This is a genomic window from uncultured Aquimarina sp., from assembly GCF_947492965.1.
Lineage (GTDB): Bacteria > Bacteroidota > Bacteroidia > Flavobacteriales > Flavobacteriaceae > Aquimarina.
In genome coordinates this window covers 13607-40172 of record NZ_CANLOZ010000004.1, presented here as the reverse complement: position 1 = coordinate 40172, position 26566 = coordinate 13607, and the positions used below count along the sequence as shown (strand labels likewise).

27 protein-coding genes and 1 other RNA gene are annotated in these 26566 nt (G+C 32.5%); 12 read left to right on the top strand and 16 right to left on the bottom strand.

Going from position 1 to position 26566, the window contains the following annotated elements; all coding sequences use genetic code 11:
* Positions 1-304 precede the first annotated feature (304 nt).
* Positions 305-1126 (bottom strand): orotidine-5'-phosphate decarboxylase, encoded by an 822-nt coding sequence (pyrF, locus tag Q1B37_RS11445; RefSeq protein WP_299898767.1) that lies wholly within the window; start codon positions 1124-1126, stop codon positions 305-307.
* A 25-nt stretch (positions 1127-1151) separates the two neighbouring features.
* Complete coding sequence (locus tag Q1B37_RS11440) at positions 1152-2360, bottom strand: NAD(P)-dependent oxidoreductase (RefSeq protein ID WP_299898765.1); 1209 nt, start codon at positions 2358-2360, stop codon at positions 1152-1154.
* A gap of 140 nt (positions 2361-2500) precedes the next feature.
* On the opposite strand from Q1B37_RS11440, the gene ssrA reads away from it, so the two are divergent.
* Positions 2501-2900, top strand: a transfer-messenger RNA (tmRNA) gene (ssrA, locus tag Q1B37_RS11435).
* 599 nt (positions 2901-3499) lie between these two features.
* Here ssrA and Q1B37_RS11430 read toward each other — a convergent pair.
* The 10 genes from Q1B37_RS11430 to Q1B37_RS11385 all read right to left on the bottom strand — a co-directional run bounded on the left by Q1B37_RS11430 (position 3500) and on the right by Q1B37_RS11385 (position 10367).
* Positions 3500-3835: a hypothetical protein gene (locus tag Q1B37_RS11430; protein ID WP_299898763.1), complete on the bottom strand. Its 336-nt coding sequence runs from the start codon at positions 3833-3835 to the stop codon at positions 3500-3502.
* A gap of 279 nt (positions 3836-4114) precedes the next feature.
* The gene (locus Q1B37_RS11425; RefSeq protein ID WP_299898761.1) at positions 4115-4855 is read right to left on the bottom strand and encodes an NYN domain-containing protein; all 741 of its coding nucleotides are present in this window, start codon (positions 4853-4855) and stop codon (positions 4115-4117) included.
* A gap of 65 nt (positions 4856-4920) precedes the next feature.
* Positions 4921-5148 (bottom strand): hypothetical protein, encoded by a 228-nt coding sequence (locus Q1B37_RS11420; protein WP_299898759.1) that lies wholly within the window; start codon positions 5146-5148, stop codon positions 4921-4923.
* A gap of 15 nt (positions 5149-5163) precedes the next feature.
* Positions 5164-5826 (bottom strand): DUF6796 family protein, encoded by a 663-nt coding sequence (locus Q1B37_RS11415; RefSeq protein ID WP_299898757.1) that lies wholly within the window; start codon positions 5824-5826, stop codon positions 5164-5166.
* Positions 5827-5892: 66 nt separating this feature from the next.
* On the bottom strand, positions 5893-6135 hold the full coding sequence (locus Q1B37_RS11410; RefSeq protein ID WP_299898755.1) for a hypothetical protein: 243 nt from the start codon (positions 6133-6135) through the stop codon (positions 5893-5895).
* A gap of 263 nt (positions 6136-6398) precedes the next feature.
* Positions 6399-6974 (bottom strand): nucleoside monophosphate kinase, encoded by a 576-nt coding sequence (locus tag Q1B37_RS11405; RefSeq protein ID WP_299898753.1) that lies wholly within the window; start codon positions 6972-6974, stop codon positions 6399-6401.
* A gap of 346 nt (positions 6975-7320) precedes the next feature.
* The gene (locus tag Q1B37_RS11400) at positions 7321-7716 is read right to left on the bottom strand and encodes a hypothetical protein (protein ID WP_299898752.1); all 396 of its coding nucleotides are present in this window, start codon (positions 7714-7716) and stop codon (positions 7321-7323) included.
* Between the two features lie 59 nt (positions 7717-7775).
* The gene (locus Q1B37_RS11395) at positions 7776-8447 is read right to left on the bottom strand and encodes a hypothetical protein (RefSeq protein ID WP_299898751.1); all 672 of its coding nucleotides are present in this window, start codon (positions 8445-8447) and stop codon (positions 7776-7778) included.
* 428 nt (positions 8448-8875) lie between these two features.
* On the bottom strand, positions 8876-9568 hold the full coding sequence (locus Q1B37_RS11390) for a hypothetical protein (protein ID WP_299898750.1): 693 nt from the start codon (positions 9566-9568) through the stop codon (positions 8876-8878).
* A 442-nt stretch (positions 9569-10010) separates the two neighbouring features.
* Positions 10011-10367: a T9SS type A sorting domain-containing protein gene (locus Q1B37_RS11385; RefSeq protein WP_299898748.1), complete on the bottom strand. Its 357-nt coding sequence runs from the start codon at positions 10365-10367 to the stop codon at positions 10011-10013.
* Positions 10368-11092: 725 nt separating this feature from the next.
* Here Q1B37_RS11385 and Q1B37_RS11380 point away from each other — a divergent pair.
* The 4 genes from Q1B37_RS11380 (at position 11093) to Q1B37_RS11365 (ending at position 18304) form a co-directional block, all read left to right on the top strand.
* On the top strand, positions 11093-11752 hold the full coding sequence (locus Q1B37_RS11380; protein WP_299898747.1) for a response regulator transcription factor: 660 nt from the start codon (positions 11093-11095) through the stop codon (positions 11750-11752).
* Positions 11753-11859: 107 nt separating this feature from the next.
* A complete protein-coding gene (locus tag Q1B37_RS11375; protein WP_299898745.1) occupies positions 11860-14280 on the top strand; it encodes a peptidoglycan DD-metalloendopeptidase family protein in 2421 nt (806 codons plus the stop codon).
* A 110-nt stretch (positions 14281-14390) separates the two neighbouring features.
* Positions 14391-16709 (top strand): N-acetylmuramoyl-L-alanine amidase, encoded by a 2319-nt coding sequence (locus Q1B37_RS11370; RefSeq protein ID WP_299898744.1) that lies wholly within the window; start codon positions 14391-14393, stop codon positions 16707-16709.
* A gap of 149 nt (positions 16710-16858) precedes the next feature.
* Positions 16859-18304, top strand: a complete 1446-nt coding sequence (locus tag Q1B37_RS11365; RefSeq protein WP_299898742.1) for a S8/S53 family peptidase — start codon at positions 16859-16861, stop codon at positions 18302-18304.
* A 50-nt stretch (positions 18305-18354) separates the two neighbouring features.
* Here Q1B37_RS11365 and Q1B37_RS11360 read toward each other — a convergent pair whose 3' ends face one another.
* The 4 genes from Q1B37_RS11360 to Q1B37_RS11345 form a co-directional block, all read right to left on the bottom strand.
* A complete protein-coding gene (locus Q1B37_RS11360; protein ID WP_299606450.1) occupies positions 18355-18753 on the bottom strand; it encodes a rhodanese-like domain-containing protein in 399 nt (132 codons plus the stop codon).
* Positions 18754-18768: 15 nt separating this feature from the next.
* The gene (locus Q1B37_RS11355; RefSeq protein WP_299606447.1) at positions 18769-19083 is read right to left on the bottom strand and encodes a rhodanese-like domain-containing protein; all 315 of its coding nucleotides are present in this window, start codon (positions 19081-19083) and stop codon (positions 18769-18771) included.
* A gap of 114 nt (positions 19084-19197) precedes the next feature.
* Entirely contained in the window at positions 19198-19824 is a 627-nt protein-coding gene (locus tag Q1B37_RS11350; protein WP_299898740.1) for a thioredoxin family protein, read from the bottom strand.
* Positions 19825-19872: 48 nt separating this feature from the next.
* Positions 19873-20394, bottom strand: a complete 522-nt coding sequence (locus Q1B37_RS11345) for a TlpA family protein disulfide reductase (protein WP_299606443.1) — start codon at positions 20392-20394, stop codon at positions 19873-19875.
* Positions 20395-20612: 218 nt separating this feature from the next.
* Between Q1B37_RS11345 and Q1B37_RS11340 the strand changes: the two genes are divergently transcribed.
* The 7 genes from Q1B37_RS11340 to Q1B37_RS11310 all read left to right on the top strand — a co-directional run bounded on the left by Q1B37_RS11340 (position 20613) and on the right by Q1B37_RS11310 (position 26462).
* Positions 20613-21065: a MarR family transcriptional regulator gene (locus Q1B37_RS11340; protein ID WP_299607225.1), complete on the top strand. Its 453-nt coding sequence runs from the start codon at positions 20613-20615 to the stop codon at positions 21063-21065.
* Positions 21066-21106: 41 nt separating this feature from the next.
* On the top strand, positions 21107-21673 hold the full coding sequence (locus tag Q1B37_RS11335; RefSeq protein WP_299606440.1) for a YceI family protein: 567 nt from the start codon (positions 21107-21109) through the stop codon (positions 21671-21673).
* Positions 21674-21901: 228 nt separating this feature from the next.
* Positions 21902-23299, top strand: coding sequence for an anthranilate synthase component I family protein (locus tag Q1B37_RS11330; RefSeq protein WP_299606438.1), 1398 nt, complete (start codon positions 21902-21904; stop codon positions 23297-23299).
* A 26-nt stretch (positions 23300-23325) separates the two neighbouring features.
* Positions 23326-23895, top strand: a complete 570-nt coding sequence (locus Q1B37_RS11325) for an aminodeoxychorismate/anthranilate synthase component II (protein ID WP_299898738.1) — start codon at positions 23326-23328, stop codon at positions 23893-23895.
* A gap of 42 nt (positions 23896-23937) precedes the next feature.
* Positions 23938-24933, top strand: a complete 996-nt coding sequence (trpD, locus tag Q1B37_RS11320; RefSeq protein ID WP_299898737.1) for an anthranilate phosphoribosyltransferase — start codon at positions 23938-23940, stop codon at positions 24931-24933.
* An 87-nt stretch (positions 24934-25020) separates the two neighbouring features.
* Positions 25021-25806: an indole-3-glycerol phosphate synthase TrpC gene (gene trpC / locus Q1B37_RS11315; RefSeq protein WP_299899321.1), complete on the top strand. Its 786-nt coding sequence runs from the start codon at positions 25021-25023 to the stop codon at positions 25804-25806.
* Positions 25803-26462: a phosphoribosylanthranilate isomerase gene (locus Q1B37_RS11310; protein WP_299898735.1), complete on the top strand. Its 660-nt coding sequence runs from the start codon at positions 25803-25805 to the stop codon at positions 26460-26462. The genes trpC and Q1B37_RS11310 overlap by 4 nt, the downstream gene beginning before the upstream one ends.
* The last annotated feature ends 104 nt before the right edge of the window (positions 26463-26566 follow it).

The following is a 26566-nucleotide window of genomic DNA, read 5'->3' as shown; positions in this document are numbered from 1 at the left end:
ACTTAGCCATTTCCCACAAAACACTGTCTTAAAAAAAATCACAAACATTTAACTAACAGGTTTTTAAATTAGGAATTCCTACAAAAAATAAGTAAATTGTAAGAAAGAGTTTTAATTTAAATATTTGGGGCTATGAATTCAATAATACTCAACATTATCATCTATTGTTGCTTAGCATTTTTTGTATTTTTCATTGCATACGGACTTATCGGTTATGCAAAACAAGTGTTTAAAGCCAATAGACGTTAATCGATTTTAAAATGTAATTAGAAAAGAAAATTGAATTTAGGTTTAATTTCCTTTTTTAAGATTGAGCCTTTAGTATTTCTTCCATTTGCTGTTGTAGTTCTTTTGCTTTTTCTGCCGCAACTACATCAAAATCTGACTCTTTAGAAGCGTAAATAATACCTCTCGATGAATTAATTAATAATCCAATCTGATCATTAATTCCATATTTACACACATCTTGCAAATTTCCTCCTTGTGCTCCTACACCAGGTACTAATAAAAAACTATCAGGAACAATTTTTCTTATTTCTCCGATAAACTCGGCTTTGGTTGCTCCAACCACATACATCAAGTTCTTAGAATTTTGCCATTCTTTAGAAGTTTCCAGTACTTTTTTATACAATTCAATTCCTCCTATTGTTTTTGTCTGAAAATCAAATGCTCCTTGATTAGACGTTAATGCCAGCATAATCGTATGCTTTCCTTTAAACGACAAAAATGGTTCTATTGAATCCTTTCCCATATACGGAGCGACGGTAACAGAATCAAATGCCAAATCTTCAAAAAACGCTTTGGCATACATAGCACTTGTATTTCCAATATCTCCTCGTTTTGCATCTGCAATCGTAAAAATCTCGGGATGATTCGTATTTAAATATTGAATCGTTTTTTCTAAAGATTTCCAACCTTTTAACCCATAAGCCTCATAAAAAGCGGTATTTGGCTTATATGCTACTGCCAAATGATGTGTGGCGTCTATAATCTTCTTGTTAAACTCAAAAATTGGATCTTCTGTTTCCAACAGATATGAAGGTATTTTATTAAGGTCCACATCAAGACCAATACATAGAAACGATTTCTTTTTCCAGATTTGATCTACAAGTTCTTGAGTTGTCATTGTTTTTTATTTAAGCTTAATTTATTTATTCTTTACCGTCTACGTATTCTTGCAAATATTGGTATCTAGGTGTTAATTTACCATTCTGCGTCATACGCGCTCGTTCTAAAACACCATCCTTATCATCATTAAAAAAGGCTGGTATTACATGTTCTAAAAACATGTTTCCAAATCCTTCACTAGCATCTTTTGGTAACTCACAAGGTAAATTATCTACTGCCATCACCACAATAGCTTCAGGATCTTTAAAATCGATTTCTTCTTCTCTTTGCGCATGATATCCATAAATTGGATCTGCGATTGTAGAGGGTCTTATAGTAGTTGCTACTGGTCCATCAATATCACAAGAAATATCTGCTACTACTTTTATATTAAAATCTTTTGATTTTGCATCTTCTCTAGTATAGATAAAAGGAGCTCCATCTCCAAAGAAATGACCTGCCATGTATATATCACTTACTTTAGCAAACTTCATAAAATCACTTACATACTCCTGTGGATGATCATAAAAATCTTGCTTACTGATTACTGTTCCGTCTTTGCGTTTATTGTAATCCAAGACATCTATTTGCGTATAAACTGGTTCTTCAAAATCATTTGCTATATATTCTTCTGCAGAAACTTCTTTGATTTTCATCGCATCCAAAATTTCTTTCGCTCCACCTCCAACTTTTCCCTTTCCGGTCAATACAATTTTGATATTGGGCAACTTGATCTTAGACAGTTCTTCTTCAAGCGCTTTTTGATCTGGTAATGTTTCTGCTTTGGGAAGGTCAAAACTTTCATTTTTCAACCCAAAAGCTCTAAACCCATTATAAGCACCAACGATTCCAGCATACCTACCAAAACCAATTAATCTCCATCCACCCTGATTTACTACTACCTCATGATCATACAATTCTATGTTCTTATCCAGAATTGCTTTCAATAATTTACGATTATAAGGTTGTTTTTTTATGGTATGAGAAAAGAAGAAATACTTTCTATTAGGGATCAATGCATCAATGGGAACTTCTTTTACACCTAACAATACTTCGCAATCATTGATATCATCTGTAACATCAAAACCAGCTGATCTATACGCTTCATCAGAAAAGATTCTAATATCAGAACTTTCTACTTTAAAAGAAGCTTCTGGAAACTTGGCCATTGTGTCATTAAGACCTTGCGGAGAGAAGACTACGCGACGATCTGGCGGGTTTTTTCGTTCTCTGATGATTCCAAATGTAGTCATATAGCTTTGGTATGTAATTTGTTTATGTAAAAGCGCGGCTAAGATATGACAAATATGATTATCTTTGCCAACCATTTTGGTATTCAAATGAAGTTTATTGGATCAATTTAACTTTAAATGAATGCATTATATAAATTATCGGGGTCGACTGGTTTTGACAGCGAGATTAATGGAGTGGTAAGCACGTCGAGCGCTGGAATATAGCTCGTAAATATCATGTTTCATCTTTTTTAAACGGCGAGAATAACTACGCCCTAGCTGCATAATCTGAATTATAGTAAGATAGTGCCTCGGTTCGCTAGGCGAACAAGCAGGATACCTCTCAAGAGCCTTGGTTTACGGCGATTGGTTTTGAGGTATCGTAAAAGTAAACCTAGAAATTATAGTGTCTTGATATAATTTCGAAATTTAAGTAAGAATAAGCAATAGGTTGGCGGTCTTTGGTCTTTCTTATCGACGAAAATTAAACAAGGACTAAGCGTGTAGAAAGCTGTTGTATTACTTGTTTGGACGAGGGTTCGAATCCCTCCGACTCCACATTCAAAAACCACCTTCGGGTGGTTTTTTTTTGTGCACTCGGGGGATTCGGCAAACGCGGCAGACCCACACCTTCACTAAAATCATCCACAGGATAATTTTTTAACGCTCGATCGTCTCCGACTCCACATTCAAAAACCACCTTCGGGTGGTTTTTTTTTGTGCACTCGGGGGATTCGGCAAACGCGGCAGACCCACACCTTCACTAAAATCATCCACAGGATAATTTTTTAACGCTCGATCGTCTCCGACTCCACATTCAAAAACCACCTACGGGTGGTTTTTTTGTGCACTCAGGGGATTCGGAAAACGCAGCAGCTGGCTCCTGCGTTAAATTGATCCACTGGATCAATTCTTAACACTACAGCCCTCTCCGACTCCACATTCAAAAACCACCTACGGGCGGTTTTTTTTATGCTCTCAGGGGATTTGGCAAACGTGACAGGCCCGCACCTTCACTAAAATCCTACTTTATGGCAGAATGTAATGTTTCTGGAGATTCAAAACCTTTTTAGTATATATTTTGTAAATATGTAATAGTTCTTTTTCGGAACTTTTAAAATATTGCTTATTCTTTTGTTAAACCTTAATATCTCAACTACTTATACTGTAATCATAGTATTATTTTCATCAATATTTACCAAAAATTGCGAACCTTTAGTATTTGGTTGCCATCCGAGATTTATTGCTTCCAAAATCCAAGTTGAAACTATAACAGGAGTAATAGGAATTATTTTTTCAGTGGCAAAGTCATTAGGATGTTTATGGTTCGAAAAAATAACAAGCGTTGTACCTGGATTTTCATTTAAATCTACTGCAACATGTAAAAAACCAATACCATAGTCAACTTGACTGTAAGTTGCCTTTTTACGAATTAACCATCGATACTTAACACCGTTTACAGTAATTAGTCTAAAACCTTTTTTAGGAATTGTCATTATTTTATTGAACTTTAGCTTTCCATTGTTTTATAATCGTTCTTGTCATTAAGAAAAATAATATCAAAAAAATTACCAAAAGTGGTGTCCCGATAATGTATAAAAACTGAATCATACAACCATCACCAGAGCAAGGTCTATTACCAGCTGCGATCATTATCAAAGAAATAATTAACCCAGCTATTGTCAAAACATAAAGAATCCAAAATATTATTCGCATGAACTATTTAAACTTTCAATTTGTTGTTTGGGTTAAAAGTGTTTTACTTCAAAAAATGGTTATATTTTCTTACTTTTTGCTGTCTTCTGTTCTTTAATTTTAACGTAAATCAATTTACTTCGACCTTTTGGATTTTCACGCTGTTCTATTTCAAATTTTTTAATCGATTTAATAAGTGGCGTAAGTTTTTCAAAACCATAATTCCTTGAGTCAAAATTTGGGCGTTTTTTCTGAATCAAACTTCCTACATCTCCCAGAAAAGCCCACCCATCTTCATCTGATAAATCGTTAATTGAAGAAGAAATGAGGTTGATCTCTTTATTGGTAATTTTATCTACAATAGCGTTATCTGTTTCCTTGGACTCAGCTTTATCTTCAGTTTGTTTTCTCAAGATTTCTATGTAAACAAACTTATCACAAGCAACAATAAATGGACTTGGAGTCTTTTTTTCTCCAATTCCAATAACTAACATCCCTGCCTCTCTTAATCTAGTAGCTAATCGAGTAAAATCGCTATCGCTTGAGACTAGACAAAACCCTTCGACTTTTCCGCTATATAAAATGTCCATAGCATCAATAATCATTGCAGAGTCAGTTGCATTTTTCCCAGTTGTGTATCCGTATTGTTGAACTGGAGTAATTGCATTTTCCAACAGCAGGTTTTTCCATTTTGTCAATCCAGGTCTTGTCCAATCACCATAAATCCTTTTAATCGTTGGATTTCCGTATTTAGTAATTTCTTCCATCATTTCCTTAACATTCGCTGAAGGAATATTATCACCATCAATTAAGACAGCCATATTTATATTTTGAGTCATTTAGTTTACTGTATTTATTATTTCATAATACTTCACATACCCTTGGACTAATTTTCAAGAGCATCCAAATTTTGTAAAAAGTGATCGTAATATTCATCGAATTCGTACCCTCTATCGCCTAATAAATATCTATAAAGGTCTCTTTGAGATAATAGAACTCGGTATTGGAAATTTTCCATTTTATAATCATCAGGAGGGTTTTTAAGAACTTGTATACGCCTTATCAAATTATCCACTTTTTCCAAAAGTGATTTTATTTCTTTTTCCGATTTCATATTATTATCGTTGTATTAAGCTTTTGATTTAAACTTCTCGATATTCCATAAAGCTATACTAGATGCAATAAAAAATATTATTAATATTATGTTTAAATACCCACCTTTGACTATAATCCAAACATGGTTTGGTAAATATTTAGTGACTAGGTCTTCTACTAAAAATGGAATAAGCGGAAAAAAGAATAGTATCCATCTTGGATATAAAGTTCTCCTTTTCCAAACTGGATAAATAAATAGAAAAGACAAAACCGCAACAAAAGGATAAACGATTAATCTCATTATTTCGTTTATTCTTTCCGAAAGCAGTGCGGCTTGTTTTAAATCAAGATGATGCTCAATCGCTAATTTTGAAGTGGTTGCAATTGCTAGAAAAGCTCCATGAACTATTCCAAATGCTATTAAGACACACCCAAAAAAAATCAGAACCCCTGTTTTATAAATGGGTTTAGTTGGTTTAAAAGCAACATAAATCTGAACTAATCCAATCATATAAAACCACGTCGCAAATAAAGCGCATACACCACTTGCAATGATTCTTAAATCAGAAGCATTACCCATATTTCGTTTTAGGCTCATACTAATTGGGTCATAATACAGAAGCATATCTCCAGCAAATAAAATCAATCCTCCTATGATTCCAAACACTCCACAAACCCTTATGTAAAACTGATTCATTTTATCTAGTAACTGAGTTTTTAACTGTTATATAAAGAGTTGTATTTATATCGTTTTATTAAACTTTTATATTTCATAAATAGAAGCTCCTTTGATTATATCAGCAAAGACTTTCCATTGGGCTTCATCTGCATTAATAAACTGATTTGTATTTTTATAATATTGTTGAACAGAGTCTGAATATATGATCATGGCTTCGAAGAAGTCTTTAATATTTTTATTTTCCCAGTTCTCTGGATGTTCTTTATATTCTTCTAGAAGTTCCTTCAAAAAAATTATAAACTCTTCTCTGGTTTTAATATTAATCATCGTTTATTTTGATCTTCTGTTTTATATAATCTATTTAAAAAATGAGCTAAAATTGACAGACCAATAATAATGAAAATAATAGGGACATACCACCATTCTTTAATTTTACTGTAATACTCTTAGAAATAAGTCATCCATAATAAAATCCTCCAGACTATTCAAATTCTCCTCAGAAAATTCATTTGTTATTGTTCTCTTAATTTCGAATTGCATAAGATTCTGGCTTTACTATGGTTTATTGAACTTAATATTACAAACATACCTCATACGTTTTTCACAAAATCAACAAAATCCTTCTCTCTTGGCTTTCCTTTTTCATAATCAATCTCATAAACTCTAACCTTTAATCGTTTTTTTAATTGATTTGCTATATCGGAAAGAGTGTTAGAGTAAGATAACATTTTATCTTTTATAGACTTTTCGGTAATACCAAATTTCTGATTGGTAGCTTTATTTCTGTTATGTTCTAATGAAGCTAAATAATCTATATTAATAACCTTTAGATACCAAGCACATTCAACGGAGATATTTGAACTATTGAAAAAATCAATTAACAAACTAAATTGCTCTAAAGTTCTAGGAAAACCTAACATTAAAAAGTCTTCACTTTGTGAAGACATCTTTTTTTCAATCAATTCAAACAATAAGTTATTAGGTATCAATTCACCATTTTCGATATAAGAAAGCATTTTACTCCCAATCAAACTTTTGCTTCTAAGTTCTAATCTAACTATTTCAGCTATTGAGATGATTTCAAGATCATAGCAATCGCTTAACCATGATGAAAATTTATGATAATCTACATAAGAATCCGTTATCAACAAGTGGTTTTTTATCATTTACTTATTGAACTTTAACCAAATTATAAATAATTAGTAATGACACACAAGTAATACTGAAAATCAATAAAAACCTACCGAAACTCCTAGCGGATTTATTAAACTTGTGTTTTTTAAATTCGCCTTCTCCCTTTTTCCTGTAAATGATATAAAGACTAATTATTAGTCCAACCCAGGTAATTGAAGGAAAAATTAATAGTATTTTTACAAATAAAGGGATTTGATGCTCTGGTTCATTCCTTTTATAAAAAACCAAGTACAATGGAAATATAAAAAATAACAAAAGAAGAGCTTGCCAAGGTCCTATCATATTTATATAGTATTAGAATCGTTTTATTGAAGTTTATCAATCATTTACTATGTTTAACATAGTAGAATTTCCATCAATTTCAATTTGCAAAGTAAACTTTCTAGATTCTCTATCAAAATCATACCCTAATCCATCAAACCCAAACCCTTGTGCCTGAATAAGAGAACCGTTTTCCTCGATACTAATTTCAACATAAGAGTCTTCTGGATTTCCATCGATCATAATATAAGGAGTTATTTCATCGGGTGAAATATTTTCGAAATTATAAACCAACTCACCATTTTTAAAAATGACTTTTGAGTAATCAATTGCGCTAGTATTCTCAATTCTGAATTCCGTAGTAGTACTAATTATTTCGTCACTATCATTTTCGCTACACGAACAGATGATAAAGGAAAATACTACTAGAAAAATTAAATATGATTTTTTCATTTTCATTGTTTATCAGACTAGGATTTTTAATTGTTCGAATTTCTTTTTATAGTTATACACTATTTATGATTATAAATTCTTCCTATTTCTACTTTTATCTCATAAAAAAGATAATCGTCAAAATTATTTGTAATCCTTTTAATATCTGAAATGATAGGTTCTAAAGAATAAAACAAATTACTAATAATCGTAAAATAATCAGATGTCCTTTCAAATAAATTAGCTACTTCATGGATATCCGTACCATCTTGAATAAACTTTGTTTTATGATGGACAAGTGTATTTCTTATTTTAATAACATCTTGTAAATAACCATATTGTTGAGAACTTCTATCTAAAGAATTACCATATATAAGTGTTAAAACTATTTCCCATTTAGATAAAATACTTAGCTTATCCAAATGCTTCTTATAGTAGGTTGATCCTAATTCAACCACACCTATTTCGTTTATTAACGCTTCAAAAAATACCACAATCATAATTATAGATTGAAATATAGCTTTTTCTCTTTTGCGATCAATAAAAGAGCTTTTTATCAAATAATCCTTATCGCTAATAGAAAACACTACTCCTTTTTCTCCCTTTTCTTTTATTCCATATTTGATTTGTAAAAGCTCCGTTTCCTTATCACATTCTTGGATTTCAAAAAACCTATCAATAGCGGCTTGCAAAAAAATATTAATCTCACCAAACTTCAAATTACCCTTATCATCAGGAACCAAACTAACCATAACTAAACTTTTAAACTTTAAAAAAACTGACACTTAGTAGTGCCAGTCCTAAGAAATAATTATCTGGTGGATTTAAAAATCTTTCTTAGATAATCCCAAATCTTAATTAGACTTAACGCAATACTAAGCATCAGACCAATATTTTCTAATATCATATTCATGATCAGGAAATTTTGGATGTTAATATGTCTACATAACTTTAACAGCTGCATTTATAATTAACTATTAAATGTTTCAGAATATTGAACAGCATGCGCATTCAAGATTAAAACCTGGCAGCACAACATCTAATAGTATAATTGAATTCAATATTTTGAATTTTAACTTTATTTCATGGAAATCATTAAATTAAATGAAGCTTCGCTTTCAAAAATTGAATAAAAAAATCTAGTTCAATATGAAAAAATAACTCATTCCTCTTTTTCAATTTATTTCATTAATCTTTTCATTAATTCTCTATCTGCATGCGCTGATTTTAATTTATTTCTCAAATCAAGTAATTCATCATCTGATCCCAAATTATTCGCAAACGACTGACAGTTATTTTTTAATTTCTCAATTAACTTAATAGTTTCCTTGTCATTTGTTTCAAAATTTGATAATCCATCTTTAATTTTATAGAGATGATCGAAAGATAAATCAATTAATCTCTCTATAATCTTCGTAAAGTTATTTAACACATCCCTATTATTTTTTAATTGAATTCTTCTTTCCTGAAATTTTTCTAAGACAGTTCTATAATTACTAAGACATAGTCTATCATAAGCTAAACGACAATGATCTTCATTGTCTTTCTTTTCACCTTCATGCAAAAACTTGAAAAACCTATTATTAATACCATTATCAAAAAGGTCTAAAGCAATTAAAAAAGAGTGACAATTTATATCATGAAGGAATTTATTTCTAAAATTCATCTGGAGCCCCATATCTAAATGCATGTCTTTTGTTAAAACATCTATATCAAAAAGCAAATCTATCTTACTTTGAAAAGAGATACCTGCCTTATTTCCAAAGTTTTTGGTTTTAGAATTATCATCGATGTTTAAATAAGTTGATAGAAGACGATTTATTGAATCTTCTAATTGTAAAGCATATTCCAGTATATGAGTTCTAAGTTCCACGAATAATCATTTTGAATATTATAGAAAGTGAAGGAATAAATTTTGTAATGTTCCCTTTTATTTTTTATTTCTTAAAGATCGTTTTTATATTATAAAACTAAGAAATATTCCCTAAAAATTACAACTCTCAATTACAAAGTCTCATTGTTTATCCTAACTTCCCCAGTACTTTCATTCTTTCTACTCTTGGTAATTTTCTTAACCAACATTTTTGTTGTATTCATACTTCCCATTTATTATTAAACCTAGCTCTTAAATATTTCTTGATCGATCCATTAAAAATCCAGAGTCTCTTAAATGTAGATACAAAACGATCAAACAACATCTGATCTCAAAAAAAATATAAATCACTTCATCTAAGTCCACAAAAAACTCCCAAATCACTAATGATTTGGGAGTTTTTATTTTTTAAATTCCTTTTATCGTTGACTAAACAGTAACGCTATCTAATATCCACACCATCTTTACCTTTATAAAATCTTTTGAGTTCTATTCGATTTCCAACAGAAACTTTCATGACATAAAGACCTTCTAACAATAAAGAAATATCAATATCTCTATCCAGATGAAGCTTTTTTTCGATCCTTATAAAACCGGATGCATCCATAATCTTAATAACCATTGGTTCTTTTATATCCGAAACGATAGATATATATTGATCTGCCGCTGTAGCTTTGAGCATTATAGCAGGAGTTTTATCATTAGAAAAATCTATAGGTATTGTTATATCCACAGGAGGATTGGAATACATCGTATTTATACCGAACATCACAATTAAAACAAGTAGTATTTTTTTCATCTTTTTTATTTTTAATTTACTCATTTTCAAATAATTATTAGGTTAAATAAATGATAAAAAGCACTTATCTTAAGACAACTTTAGGATATATTGTAACGATGCAGTTAAAAATTACTTTGGCTAGCATTATGAATTGTATAATTCCTAGTAATTTCATGTGTGAAACTTAAAAAATCAAACTATTTTTATTAAGAAAGTTTGATTTTAGGAGCTTAAAATTAAAATTTACTAGTATAAAGCAACTAAAACGAACCAAAAACCTTTCCACTTCATCAAACAAGTTTTGCAAAATAGGTAAGTTAAAACCTACTTATTTTCAAATGAATGACAAAAACAAACTTTCGCATAAAACCTACCAAAACACTAGGATAATCACTTTTTCAGCTTCTATCATTTAGGATAGGATTTGTAATTTTCACTTTTTATTCCCTAAAGGTATTTAGCTAAAAAAGATAACGTTATATCGAAAAGTGGTATCAAAGTGAATTTCAAAACAAAATAAGATTTAACTTTATAAAGTCACACACAAACGTAACCCAAATGAAAAGTGCCAACCACACCCAAAATTTTCTTTTAATAAAAAATATGTCTTTTACGTACCAGCAAAAACATTCGCCCAATTAGCTTTTGTAGTAGCTCACTAGTAGTATTTATTATTTTTTTCGACAATAGATGAAACCGAACCATGTCTATTGTTGATGTCACACCCTAAACCCATCAAAGCTATGCAAGAATTTAGCGTTGTTGTGGCATATGATGACCCACTCAAAAGATTAGGCATCAAAGCCATGTTAGAAGCCCCAAAAGACATGAAATTTAAGCTATATGAAGATATATCAGACTTAGAAAACACCAGAAAAGTTATTGTTAATAATCAACCCGATTTTATCGTCATAGATGCTACTTTAAACTCTAATAAATCTGGAATCGAACTGGCCAAATATACCCGATTACACTCTAGGAAGACTAGAATTATTATTATGGCTTTTACCTTAGAAGACTGGTTAATTAAAGAACTTAAAACTTTGGAAATTAAATGGATTCTATACAAAGCAGAAACAGTACAAAACATTACTAAATGTGCTGGTAGAGCTATTCAAAATAAACCATATGTAAGCAAATTATTTAGAGAATCCTGGTGGAAAGAAGAAGGAAATCCGATTCCGAGTGTATCAGATAAGTCTTATCATCAATTATCAAAAACTGAAGTCAAAATACTCAATCAAGTAGCACTTGGTAAAACCAACAAGGAAATTGCTTTAGACTTATTTAAAAGTGAAAAGACCATTAAAAATCATCGCCAGAACATTTGTAAGAAGTTACAAATAACCGGTAGTAATGCGCTTTTTAAATATACCATGAGGCTAAAGGATATATATCATTAATTTTTTATTAGGATTATGTTTCAATCATAAAAATGAGCACTTGTACCCATTTTTTTAAATAGAAGAGTTTCTAATTTTCCATTCGAAAACTAACTACTCTAAATACAATGAAAAACACTACACTAAAAACCTTCTTGGTTTTACTGTGGCTGATATCACTATCACATGCTCAAGAACTTATTCTAAAACAAGACAACCAGATTTATAGTAAGAAACAAAATGAGAAAATTAGCACTCTAAGACTCAGTAATAATCAATTATCAATAACTGCTCAGATTGATCATATAATCTACCGACAGGATGCTATCAACTCTAAATTTCAGATAACTCCTGATTATGATTTTTTTCAAGGATTACAAAGTCCATTTAATCCAAACCTATGGATATATATGGAACGTGAACAAATTGGAGGTGCATTTCGACTACATAAAGTTAATCTAAAAACCAATATTCAAACCACTCTATTGAGCAAAGTGAATAAAAATAGACAGGAAAAGGCTTTCAAACCGATTGCATGGACTAATGATCCAAATAAAATATTTGTGGAAGCAATGTATTTGGATGCTGCAGAAGAACATGAAGGTATTTTTATTTATGATATAAAAACTAATGAATCTCAAGAGATCCATATCCCTTTTGCATACACTAGAACTCCATTGCTTGCATCCAATAGAAATACATTCATATTCTCTGGATCTACGACATCGTCCAAACCGGATTATCTACATGGTGTATCTGATATTGTTTATGAGTATAACATCCAAACAAAAAAGAATGAAGTTATCCTTAAAAGCAAAGGAAAGCATATTGATATAGTAGGCTGGAAAAGCAAGGTAAAAACAGGCAAGCAACAAAATAATAACAAATCTGCATTATCTTATTATTTACCTTGGGATTTTGGAGAGGAGAATTGTGTATCTAGACATGGAACTCCTGGACCGACAGGTTCTCATAGCCCCGTTGGAGAGTGTGGTTTTTTTACACCTGGTGGACATCATGGATATCATGCCATAGATTTCGCGACATCACTATCTAGCGATGACAATGTAAGAGCTTCTGCGGCTGGAGTGGTTTCTTTCTCAGGAATTAGTGGTAGCCTATCAAGCGGTTACGGAAGGTTGGTTATCGTAAGACATAGCGATGGAACACGAACCTACTATGCGCATAACAAAACACTGCTGGTAAGCCAAGGACAATCCGTACAGAAAGGACAAGTAATTGCTTTAGAAGGAACCACCGGCGGATCTACTGGTGATCATATCCATTTTGAATGGAGAGCCGCTGGAGGAAATGCTTCTACTCCTGGATCTTTTGTAGATGCAGGGCAACCCAGACAAAACTTTATTTATCGATCTCAAAATTCTTTCGGATCACAAGCGGATACTCAAGCTCCAACTACTTCAATTAGTGCTTCTGGAGGTAATACACAATCAGGAGATTTTACAGCTAATTATAATGATTCTGATAATGTTGCTGTTACAAGAAGATTTTATCAGGCATTAGAACAATATGGTACGAATTGGTACGCTAATCGTGGTAATGGATTTTTTAATGACAATTTTAATGTATTATACTCTGGCTATACCTATGGAGAAGGGAACTGGAGTATTAATAATGGACATTTACGTCAATCTAATACCGCTTCTGACAACACAAAATTGAATACATTTTTATCACAGAACTCTGGACTCCCCTACTTATATGAATTCTCTGCAAAAACCATATCAACTTCCGGACCAAGAAAATTCGGTATTCATATCATGGCAGACAATCCAGACCAAAGCCAACGAGGAAATTCTTATTTGATATGGTTTAGTGGAGAAGATAACAAAGTAAGAGTTTATGAAACCGTAAATGATCAACTTAATTTCAGAGCGATTGATGATGTTGCATTAGACAACAAATGGGCAAATTATAAGATTACCTATAGTCCAGCATTTGGAGTCATCGAAGTATTTAAAAATAACAAATCCATTCTTAAATGGACAGATACTTCTCCAATTAAAAACGGTAGTACCATTTCTCTAAGAACAAATAAGACCATCATGGAATTTGATGACTTAAAGGTGTATAAATTTAGAGCCGATGCAAGTACATTGATTACCGCTGGTTCTGGAATCACAAAAGATATTAGACGACAAAATGGTAAAATCAAAAGCTTAGTTAGAGATGCTGCTGGAAATTGGTCTCAACCTGGTAATTTAGATGTAACCATTAGTTCACTGACTAAACAAAATTCTCTCATTAAAGATGATACGTATTTAGAAAGCAACATTCAGGTATATCCAAATCCTACCAATGGTAATGATATTAAGTTGACCAATCTATCATCATACAATTCTCCTATTTCTATTTCCATTATAGATATTACTGGGCGAGTTATAACATCTGTTAGAGAAAACATTGAAGAAACTGAAAACCAAGAAATTGACCTAAGTAGTTACTTTATTCCATTAACAAATGGACATTACTTCATACAAGTAAAGGACGATAGGTCATCGAAAACAATCTCGGTAATCAAAAGGTAAGTTTTTTGTAAGTGTGTAAAAAGGGCTCTACTCATCTGGTTAACAACGAGTCTGAGTCCTTTTTCTTACAAAACTATCTCTAGAACACAAACTTAAACACTATCATCATTATGAAAACTAACAAACAATTTATCTACACTATTCTGTGCATACTACTGCATCAGGTAATTTGGTCTCAAGAAACTAATTTTAAAGGAGAAGGTTCCGCAGAAAATGTAATCTCATTAAACTCTAAAAAAACGATTAGCTATATCTCTGATAATTCAAAATTTACCGACAAAGGAGTTATTTTTTCTAAATCATCTAAGACAAAAAAAATTGTTATCAGTGCAGTAGAAATTCCACTGAAAGATCCTGAACCTTTTATTAGTTCTTATCTTCAATTAAAGGGAGCGAACATGGATCACGATGATATCTTAGTAACTTACAGAACTTCAGAACGAGGAAAAACTTGGTCAGATTGGAAAAAAGTTCCATTTGAAGGACATTCTGATAATATAAATGATACAAACTTAATTACTTCTCTATTATACTTAGATAAGTCTATTTCCTTTATCCAATATTCGCTGGACATTACTACCGATAAAGAATTGGTTTTGGAAAAAATGTTACTAAAACATTATAGTCCTGGAGCTACGCCAAAAAAAATATTGAAAGAAATTAATAACACAAAATCTAAAAATCAAAGTAGGAAGGCTTGTAGTAAACCATCTGTAGTTTCGAGATCTCAATGGGGAGCAAGACCAGCCAATAGCACATTTCCTACTTCTAAGGTAACACATCTGATCGTTCATCATGAATTTGGATCTAATTCTAGCAGTGATTGGGCAGCTAGAGTTCGATCTGTACAAAACTTTCATATGAACTCTAACGGATGGTCAGATATTGGATACAATTTCTTAATTGATCCTAATGGTGTTATTTATGAAGGACGTGCTGGTGGTGATAGCGCCATCGGTGCTCATTTTTGCGCCCGAAATCGAAATACCATGGGAGTTTGTATGTTAGGTAATTATTCCTCCGCAACGCCTAAAGTTGCTACACAGAATGCTCTAAAGGATCTATTAGCATGGAAAGCCGTAAAAGAAAATATTAACCCTTCTGGATTTGCGTATCATTATTCTATTAATGGTTCTCTAAGAACAATATCTGGACATAGAGATGGTGGTGGATGTTCTGCCTGCCCAGGAAATGGAGGTTACGCTATTTTGCCAAGTATTAGAACTGGAGTACAAAATCTAATCGATAATAACTGCTCGGGATCTGGAGGAGGAACAGATACCGAAGCGCCAACTACCACTATCAGCGCTTCTGGAGGAAACACACAATCCGGTGATTTTACAGCAAATTTTAACGATAATGATAATATATCAGTAACCAGGAAATTTTATCAAGCTCTGGAAAAATATGGTGATAACTGGTATGCTAATCGCGGTAATGGATTCTTTAATGATAATTTTAATGTGTTGTACTCTGGATATACAATAGGAGCTGGAAATTGGGATATTAGTGATGGACATCTACGCCAATCCAACACCACTTCTGACAATACGAAATTAAACACCTTCTTATCACAAAACTCAGGCTTACCATATTTATACGAATTCTCTGCTAAAACTATTTCTACCAGTGGTCCAAGAAAATTTGGAATTCACATTATGGCTGATGATGTTACACAAACTCAAAGAGGAAACTCGTACCTAATATGGTTTAGTGGTGAGGATAATAGAGTAAGAATTTATGAAACTATCAACAATCAACTAAACTTTAGAGCCATTGGAAATGTGACTTTAGATAATAATTGGGCAAACTATAAGATCACCTACAGTCCAGCATTTGGAGTTATAGAAGTCTTTAAAAATAATAAATCATTATTACGTTGGACAGACACATCACCTATTAAAAATGGGAGTTCTATATCTCTTAGAACCAACAAAACTAGTATGGAGTTTGATGATCTAAAGGTGTACAAATTTAGAGTTGATAATACACAAACCATTACAGCAGGATCTTCAGTAACAAAAGATATTAGAAGAAGAAACGGAAAAATAAAAAGTTTGGTTCGCGATGGCGCAGGCAATTGGTCATTACCAGGAAATCTAGACGTAACCATCAGCTCCCTTTCTCGACAGAATCCGAACCTTTTAGATGACACAAAACTGGATAACCATAAAATAACTTTATATCCAAATCCTACTGATGGAAATGGTACAACACTACAATTTCCTTCTGTAAAAAATGAAAAATCAGTAATCAAAATCTATGATTTAACCGGCAAAAAAATAAAAACCATCACTTATAAAGGTTCAAATACTGGAGTTGTGAATCTAAATATTGATACCGAAATCTCTGATATGTCTGCTGGACACTATTTTATAAAAATATCTAATTCCAGGATTTCAAACACCATCAATTTTATAAAACAATAACAATTCATCTACAGACTACCAAGCCTAATCAATATCGCAGCCATTGGTTAGGCTTTATAAAAAAAGAAAGGAGGTGACCTAACAAAATTAAAAACCAACTCCACCACCACAGATAACCACACAAATGCAAACTCATAAACTTCATACTAATGAAAAAAATAACTTTAATAATCTCTGTGGTTATCGTATTCTTATCATGCTCAAAAGACGACATTACAGAAATTCCAGAAAATAACTCTAATCAAAAATTATATTCTATAGAAGAAATAAATAATTATATTTCTGATCAACTCAAGAAAAATGGGGATCTCGATTGGACCAAAACCCCAACTGACATTTTGTGGAGTGCCTTAGTACACAGTGGAGGGTATTTAAATATTGGTTACGGAAATGAGGGTGAAAGCTTTTCTAACAACCGTTCTACCAGACTCATTAATATAAAATCAAAAATTTTAGAAATCATAGATGAGACAGAGGAGCAAGAAACTTCCAAATCCCTAAATCATGATGATGAAATCTTGAACTATATTGAAGTCCTAATTACAAAAAAAGAGACTCTTGAAAATATTAAAAAAGCATCCCATATTCGTTATGTAGAACCGAGTGAATACAACTATTTCTTACCAGATCCTGAAGAAAAAAACTTTGGATGTGCTTTTGAAGGAAGAATAGTTAACCCAGAAGACTATCGTGTTATCGCTCCTAATTCATGGGTGCCATGGACATTCGACATTCATAACATTCCTGAAGCTTGGGAATATAGTACTGGACGCGGAATTACGGTAGGAGTAATCGATTCAGGAATTTCGCAATCACAAAAATTCTTGGGAAGTGATTTTAATGATGGATTTTCTAACGGGCGAACAGTTAAACAATTCGGAACATTTGATGATTCTGTTTTTGATGATTGTGGACATGGAACAGCAATGTCGGCTGCTATTGCATCTCCGCGAAACGATGACGCCATGCCTGTAGGAGTAGCTTATAACTGTGATCTTGTTGTATACCGAGGAACTGGAGATGTACTTCTGGAAAGCAGAAAAGAAAGAAAAGCTGTTAGCAAAGCACTAAAAGAACTAGCAGACATGCCAGATGTTAAGATTATTTCCATGTCCATTGGCTGGGTTTGGACCGTAAGAAACATAAAAGATGCTGTAAAATATGCTTATTCAAAGGATAAAATGATTGTGGCTGCAGGAGGAACATCAACAACTTTCACTAACTGGTATGCTGTTATTTTTCCAGCGAGTATGAAAGAGACCGTTGCTGTAACGGGAATAAAAGAAAACGGAAAAAGATGTTCGATTTGTCATGATGGAAAAAAGATAGATTTTACAGTAGCTATGCAAAGAGATGCAGATTCTAATAGAACTATGCCTGTTTTAGGATTTAGCTCTGATGTAAGAAATGTAGTTGGAGGATCTTCTATCGCTACGGCTACTACCGCAGGAATCGCAGCTTTAGTTTGGGCAAAAAATCCAGATCTAAGTAGGCAAGAAGTTCTGGAAAAAATGCAAAAAGCAGGAGAATATTATCCTGATAGAAGCAATCGATACGGATACGGAAAAATAGACGTCGCAAAGGCTGTTCAATAATCTGATCTTTAATAAAAAAGGTTGCTAAAATTAGCAACCTTTTTTATTTGTTATTTTGTAACAGGTTTTCCTTTATATTTCCATTCGGTAATACCACCATCGAGATCATAGATCTTGGTAAATCCAGCCTTTTTCATATAAGCAGAACATTTACCGCTTCTACCTCCACGACCACAATAGACAGCCACAGGTTTAGTTTTATCAACTTCGGATAATAAAGTTTCAAAATTCTCATCCGTAAAATCAATATTAATAGCACCTTCGATATGTCCATCAGCATATTCTTGAGGAGTTCTTACATCCACCAGCTGTACTTTCTCCATTTCTAACAAGGAATCCATTTCCTCTACGGTAATAAGCTCCACTATTGCCGTATCTTTATTCTGATCTTTACAGTTGATAAATAACACAGAAAAGATCATCGCGATGGCTATTGTTTTAATTTTCATACGTATGAGTGATTTTTATTCAGCAACTTCACCATCCCAATTCATAAATCCGCCAAGTAAGTTATATGTGGTTTCGAATCCCATTTGATTCATCAGCGTACAGGCCTGAGCGCTACGACCTCCAGATCTACAGTAGACATAATAATTTTTTGATTTGTCTAATTTTTCGATCTCATCCAGAAAACCTTGCCCTTTTCTTATGTCTATATTCAGCATATTTGGAATAAAACCATCTTCTACTTCTTCTTCGGTTCTAACATCCAAAATTACTGCATTATCGTCTTTAGCAATTAGATCTTCCCATTGATCTTGAGTTATATCTTCGGCCATTGTATAGTTTCGTTTATTTAATTGTACGTAAAGATTAGTAATTCCTTACAAATATAAGTCACAAGGATGAATTCTACGAGAATATTAATCGTAATTATATCGGCTTTTCTTTAATTAAGCTTTAATGCTACAACCAATTGCTTTGGTAGTCTCTATGGCAATTTTTTCTCCTTTTAACAAGGCATTTACTGCATCTTCTACATACTTTTTATCTGCAGCAACAGCATCTTTATAATTATTATCAATCGCACCAATATAACGCACTAAATTGCCAGTTCCTGTTTTTTCTAAGATATAAACGTGAGGTGTTTTAGTTGCTCCATATTGTGGATAGATCTTTTGACCATCGTCAAATAAGTAAGGGAATGTAAATCCTTTCTCTTTTGCGCGAACCTTCATTTCATCAAAACTATCCGTTGGATAAGCTTTAGGATTATTAGGATTGATAGCGATAACAGGATATCCTTTTGTCTTGAATTTCTTATCCAATTCGATAATTCTATCTTCGTATGCAACAGAATAAGGACAATGGTTACACGTAAAAATAACGATAAACCCTTTGGCGTCTTTATAATCCTCTAAAGAAACCATCTTATCATCAATATTTTTCAATTTAAAATCCGTAGCAGTATCACCTATTGCATAGCCTTTATCAGCTTCATTTACATTAACTTTATCAATAGCAAATGCACTTACTGCAATTACTAGGACTACTACCACTAAAATTTTTAAAGTTTTCATTTTGTTTGCGTTATTAAGTTTTTCTGATATCCAAGCCCAAAAATATTATCATAATATTTTTTTAAGTTCTCTCTCTAATTCGTCATACGTAAAAGAGCGTTCATAAAAATTTGAAGTATTTCCTTTGTATATTATAGTTGCAGGGATAGAACCTGACCAATTTTCATTTACTTTAGGAATCCAGTTATTGGCATCCGGATCATCCAATAATACTATTTTACTTTGTATGCGTTGTTTTTTAACGAAAGGAATCAGCTTAGACTCTACATGATTCGGTAAGTCTAAACTTACTAGTATTACTTCCACCTCTTTATTTGGATATCTACTATTAATAAGCTCGAAATAAGGAAGCTCTGCTACACAAGGTTTACACCACGTTGCCCAAAAATTAATGACACGTGTTTTCCCATCATCAATATTCAGAAGATGTTCGAAGTTTTCAAAATCGTACACAGGTATCTCTACCCCTTTGTCAGAAAAAACATTAGAAGCTTCAATAGCTATCTGTTGTTCTCCTTTACAATTCGATAACAATATCGCTAATCCTATATATAAGACCAATTTTCGCATTATACTAAAATATTAAAACGTGTTATTACCTAAAAGGAAATTAACAAGGTTTAAATAATTCATATAGATAATTTTAGGATTCTAGAACTTAGGTTAATTTGACAATAATAGTATTTACCATTGTATCCATAATAATTTTAACAAAGAATTAGTATCTCTTTTAATTTTCTTAAAAGGTAAAATCTATACATTTGTATAAACAACAATTGTATATACAAATGAATATTGAAGATATCATAAAAACTAATGCATCTTTACCACTATCAAAAAAAGCAGTGATCAATTTATTTTACACAAATAGTATTATTAATGATCAGATTCATGCAGTTTTAAAACCTTTTGATATCTCTATCCAACAATTTAATGTTTTACGAATCCTGAAAGGACAAAAAGGAAAACCATCAAATCTATCGACGATTCAAGAACGCATGGTAAGTAAAATGAGTAACACAACCAGACTGGTTGACAAATTAATATCTAAAGGTTACGTAAATAGAACTATTTGCCCATCAAACAGAAGAAAGGTAGAGATCACTATTACACCTCTTGGTATTGGTTTTTTAGATCAAACTAGTATTGCAGTAGAAGGATTAGAACAAAAGATTACCTCTAATCTTACAGAGCAAGAATTAATTACCTTTAATACATTATTAAACAAACTAAGAAGTTAAACAAGTAATCACAATTTAATAATCACTAATATTTCAAAATCATGAAAACCAAGCTTAAATTAGTAATTTTCGCATCTATTGTATTCATTACAGCATCTTCAATTGCGCAACAAAAAAAGATCAATGTTGCTGAAAGCACTATAGAATGGACAGGAAAAAAGATCACTGGTCAACATACAGGAACACTTAATTTTTCTAGCGGATTCTTGACTTTCACTAACAAGGAGTTAACTGGAGGAGAATTTGCTGTAGACATGACATCAATTCAAGTAACAGATCTTGAAGCTGGAAAAGGAAAAGAAAAACTCGAAGGTCATTTAAGTTCTGATGACTTTTTTGGAGTAAACAATTACGCGACAGCCAAATTAGTTATCAAAAAAGCAACAAAAATAGCAAATGGCTATAAAATAGCTGGTGACCTTACCATCAAGGGGAAAACCAACCCAATAACCTTCGATCTTGCCGTAAAGGGAAGCTCCGCAAGTACTACTCTTAGCATTGATAGAACTAAATACGATATTAAATATGGATCTGGTAGTTTCTTCGACAACCTAGGCGATAAGGCTATTAACGATGAGTTCGAATTAGCAGTAAACTTAAAAATGTAATTTTTTATTTTTTGAATTGTAATTAATTTATATATTTGAGCCAATTAAATAAAAAATGAATTTAATCTTAACAAATACTTGGTGGTGGTTGTCTTATAACGAAAACGTCGTGAGATAGCTCCTGTCATATAGTTAAGTAAACATATCAAAGGCTTGTCAAATCACGACAAGCCTTTTTTTATTGGCATAATCAAAGGGTATTCTAAAATATAAATATCAAAATTTAAAATGAGTTATACATTAACCACACATTTCAAACAAATTCTGGCTGATACCATTACACCGGTAAGCGTTTATCTAAAAATCAGAGATCGATTTCCTAATAGTTTGCTTTTGGAAAGTAGTGATTATAGAGGAAATGAAAACAGTTTTTCCTATATCTGTTGCAATCCAATTGCTAACATCAAAATAGAAAATGAGACCATCTATCAGTCTTTCCCCGATAAAACTCACATAGAAACCGCTATTACAGAAGAGACAAACATTCCTTTGGTTATTGAAAATTTTGGACAGCAATTCAAAACCTCTAAAAGCGATTTTAAATTCATTAATAATGGATTATTCGGTTATATCGCTTATGATGCCGTTCGCTATTTTGAGAATATCAGTATTACCAAAAAAGAAGGTGCTTTAGATATACCAGATATGCAATACACCGTTTATCAAAATATCATTGCCATCAATCATTTTAATAATGAAGCCTACATCTTTGCACATTGTTATGAATCAGAAAGTAATATTGCAGAAATAGAATCTCTTTTAAATGTAAAAAACTTCGCTTCCTACAACTTTAGTACTGTTGATGAAACCACCTCTAATCTTGATGATGAGCAATATAAGGAACATGTAGCCCTAGCTAAAAAACATTGTCAACGAGGAGATGTTTTTCAATTAGTATTGTCTAAACGTTTTTCTCAAAAATTCAAAGGAGATGAATTTAATGTATATCGTGCATTACGAAGTATCAACCCATCTCCGTACCTATTCTACTTTGATTATGGTGATTTTAAAATTTTCGGAAGCTCTCCAGAAGCTCAATTAGTAGTAAAAGACGAAATTGCCGAGATACATCCTATTGCAGGAACATTTAAACGAACCGGTAATGACGAGCAAGACGCTGAACTAGCAAAAAAACTTTCTGCTGACGAAAAGGAAAATGCTGAACATGTAATGCTGGTAGATTTAGCACGAAATGATTTAAGCCGTAACGGTAGTGAGGTTACAGTAGAGACCTATAGAGAAGTACAATTTTACTCTCATGTGATCCATTTAGTTAGTAAAGTTACTGGTAAAAAACACAAAGACACCACAACAATGCAAGTAGTTGCAGATACCTTTCCTGCAGGGACTTTAAGTGGCGCACCAAAACATATGGCAATGCAACTCATCGAAAAATATGAAACCGTGAACAGAGACTTTTACGGAGGCGCTATTGGATTCATGGATTTCTCCGGAAACTTTAATCACGCTATTATGATTCGTACTTTTTTGAGTAAAAATCATACACTGCATTGGCAAGCGGGTGCGGGATTGGTAAACGAATCCAATGAAGAAAACGAACTACAAGAAGTATATAATAAACTAGGAGCATTAACCAAAGCATTAAAACTTGCTGAAGAAATATAAAGAGCTTACAAACTCTAACTAAAAAAATGAAAAAAGTATTAGTAATAGATAACTACGATTCATTCGTGTATAACCTAGTTCATTATTTAGAGGATCTAGGTTGCGAGGTGATAGTAAAACGAAATGACCAACTACATATCGAGGAAGTAGCTGCTTATGATAAAATATTACTATCTCCAGGTCCTGGTATTCCTGATGAAGCTGGGTTGCTAAAGGACATCATTAAAACCTACGCGGATTCCAAAAGTATTTTTGGAGTATGTCTTGGGCAACAAGCAATTGGAGAAGTTTTTGGAGGAAGTCTTATTAATCTCGATGATGTATATCATGGCGTTGCTACAAAAGTAAAACTTACTGTATCTGACGAAGTAATTTTTGAAGGACTCAATGACTCTTTTGATGTTGGTCGATATCACTCTTGGGTGGTATCAGATAAAGACCTACCTTCTTGCCTAGAAGCTACTTCGTTTGACGAGAATGGGCAAATTATGTCTATCCGACATAAAGAATTAGACGTAAGAGGAGTTCAATTTCATCCGGAATCAGTGCTTACTCCCGATGGAAAAAAGATGTTAGAAAATTGGATTAATAATTAGTATCTGACACACAAAAAAAGAAGTACAAAATCAAAACACACAATGAAAGCATTACTAAATAGATTAATCAATCACGAAACAATCTCTAAAGAAGAGGCAAAACAAGTACTTGTGAATATCTCTCAAGGAGCTTATAATCAAAGCCAAATTGCATCTTTCCTTACTGTGTACATGATGCGTAGCATTACTGTTGAAGAATTAGAAGGTTTTAGAGATGCACTATTAGAACTATGTATCGCAGTAGATCTTAGCGAATATAATCCTATAGATCTATGTGGTACTGGAGGAGATGGAAAAGATACTTTTAACATTTCTACACTGTCCTCTTTTGTTTCTGCAGGAGCTGGAATCAAAGTTACTAAACATGGTAATTATGGAGTTTCTTCAAAATGTGGTAGCTCCAATGTGATGGAACATCTGGGAATTAAGTTTAGTAATGACAAAGACTTTTTGAAAAGAAGTATTGATGAAGCTGGAATTTGTGTACTACACGCTCCTCTATTTCATCCTGCCATGAAGAATGTAGCTCCGATACGAAGAGAATTGGGAGTAAAAACGTTCTTCAATATGCTAGGACCAATGGTAAATCCAGCATTTCCAAAGAATCAAATCGTTGGAGTTTTTAACCTTGAACTGGCAAGAATGTACGGATATCTATATCAAAATACAGATAAAAACTTTACCATTATTCATGCGTTAGATGGATATGACGAAATTTCACTTACCGGAAGTACCAAAACCATATCTAATAATACCGAAGGAATGCTTACTCCAGAAGATTTTGGAGTACAAGCTTTACAAATGGAAGATATTGTTGGTGGTGATTCCGTAGAAGAATCTGCTACTATTTTCATGAATATCCTGAGTGGTAAGGGTACCCAAGCACAGAATGATGTAGTTTGTGCCAATGCGGGTATGGCAATCGCCACTGTGGAAGGATTACAACCTAAAGAAGGCTTCGAAAAAGCAAAAGAATCGTTGCTATCAGGAAAAGGGTTAACAGCCTTAAAAAAAGTACAGGAACTTAGCAAAAACTAAAGAAAATTGTCATTCCAGACTTGATCTGGAATCTAGAAAAAGAATATTAATTAATAAGATCCTGAAACAAGTTCAGGATGACAAATGATGAACATACTAGACAAAATAGTTGCCGATAAATACAAAGAAGTTGAACTTAGAAAAAGTATCATACCAGTTCAACAACTAGAAAATTCAGTATTATTTAATAGACAAGGGAACTCCCTTGCTGAGGCTCTACTCAACAGTGATACTGGAATTATTGCAGAACATAAACGTAGATCGCCTTCAAAAGCTGTCATTAATCAAAAGGTTAGTGTACAAGACGTGGCTATTGGATATGAAACCGCTGGCGTATGTGGAATGTCAGTACTTACGGATGGAAAATATTTTGGAGGATCTTTGGATGATTTAGTACTTGCAAGAGCATCCACATCGATGCCTTTATTACGTAAAGAATTTATTATTGATGAATATCAATTGTTAGAAGCCAAAGCTTATGGCGCAGATGTTATCCTATTAATCGCTGCAGTCCTATCAAGAGATGAAATAAAATCACTTTCTGAATTTGCTAAAAAATTATCACTGGATGTATTATTAGAAGTGCATAATTTAGAAGAATTAGAAAAATCTATTATGCCATCTTTAGATATGCTCGGAGTTAATAATCGTAACCTTAAAACTTTTGAAGTTAGTACGGATGTCAGCAAAGAACTTAGCAAACATATTCCTGATGACTTTGTAAAAGTTTCAGAAAGTGGTATTAGTAGTATCGAAGCTATCAAAGATTTACAGCAATATGATTACAAAGGTTTTCTTATTGGTGAAAACTTTATGAAAACAGAAAATCCAGGTCAGAGTGCTATAGAATTCTTAAAAGCATTGCAATCATGAAGCTAAAAGTCTGCGGAATGAAATATCAGGAAAATATGCAAGCAGTCGCTGAATTACAGCCGGACTATTTGGGCTTTATTTTCTATGAAAAATCACCCAGAAAATTTGATGGAGACATTCTAAGGTTACCTGCTGAAATAAAAAAAACAGGAGTTTTTGTAGATGTTTCCATAGATTTTGTAATTGAGAAAGTAAAAAAATACAATTTTAAGGTAATTCAATTGCACGGAAACGAATCTCCGCAATATTGTAGAGATTTACAATCTGAGTTGGAGTGTTTTTCTGAAACAGAAAATACTGAATCTATTGAAATATGGAAAGTTTTCTCAATCAAAGATCAATTTAATTTTGAAATACTACAACCTTATGAAGGTATTGTAAATTATTTCCTTTTTGACACCAAAGGCAAAGAAAAGGGAGGAAATGGATATACATTTGATTGGAGTGTTTTAAACAACTATCCATCCGAAACACCTTTTATTTTAAGTGGTGGTATTGGATTAGATGAGATTGAAAAAGTAAAAGAAATTCTAAAAACAGATTTACCCATTTACGCCATTGATGTAAATAGTAAATTTGAAACAGCACCAGGATTAAAAAATATCGAGGAATTAAAGATTTTTAAAGAAGAATTAAATAGAATGCGTGAGGGATAGCAGTGTAAATCCCGGAGATTTGTTTTGCTCTAATTGTCATACTGAGCTTGTCGAAGTAGAAACAGAGAAAAATAAAACGAGGAATTGCAACGGATAGCCCGACC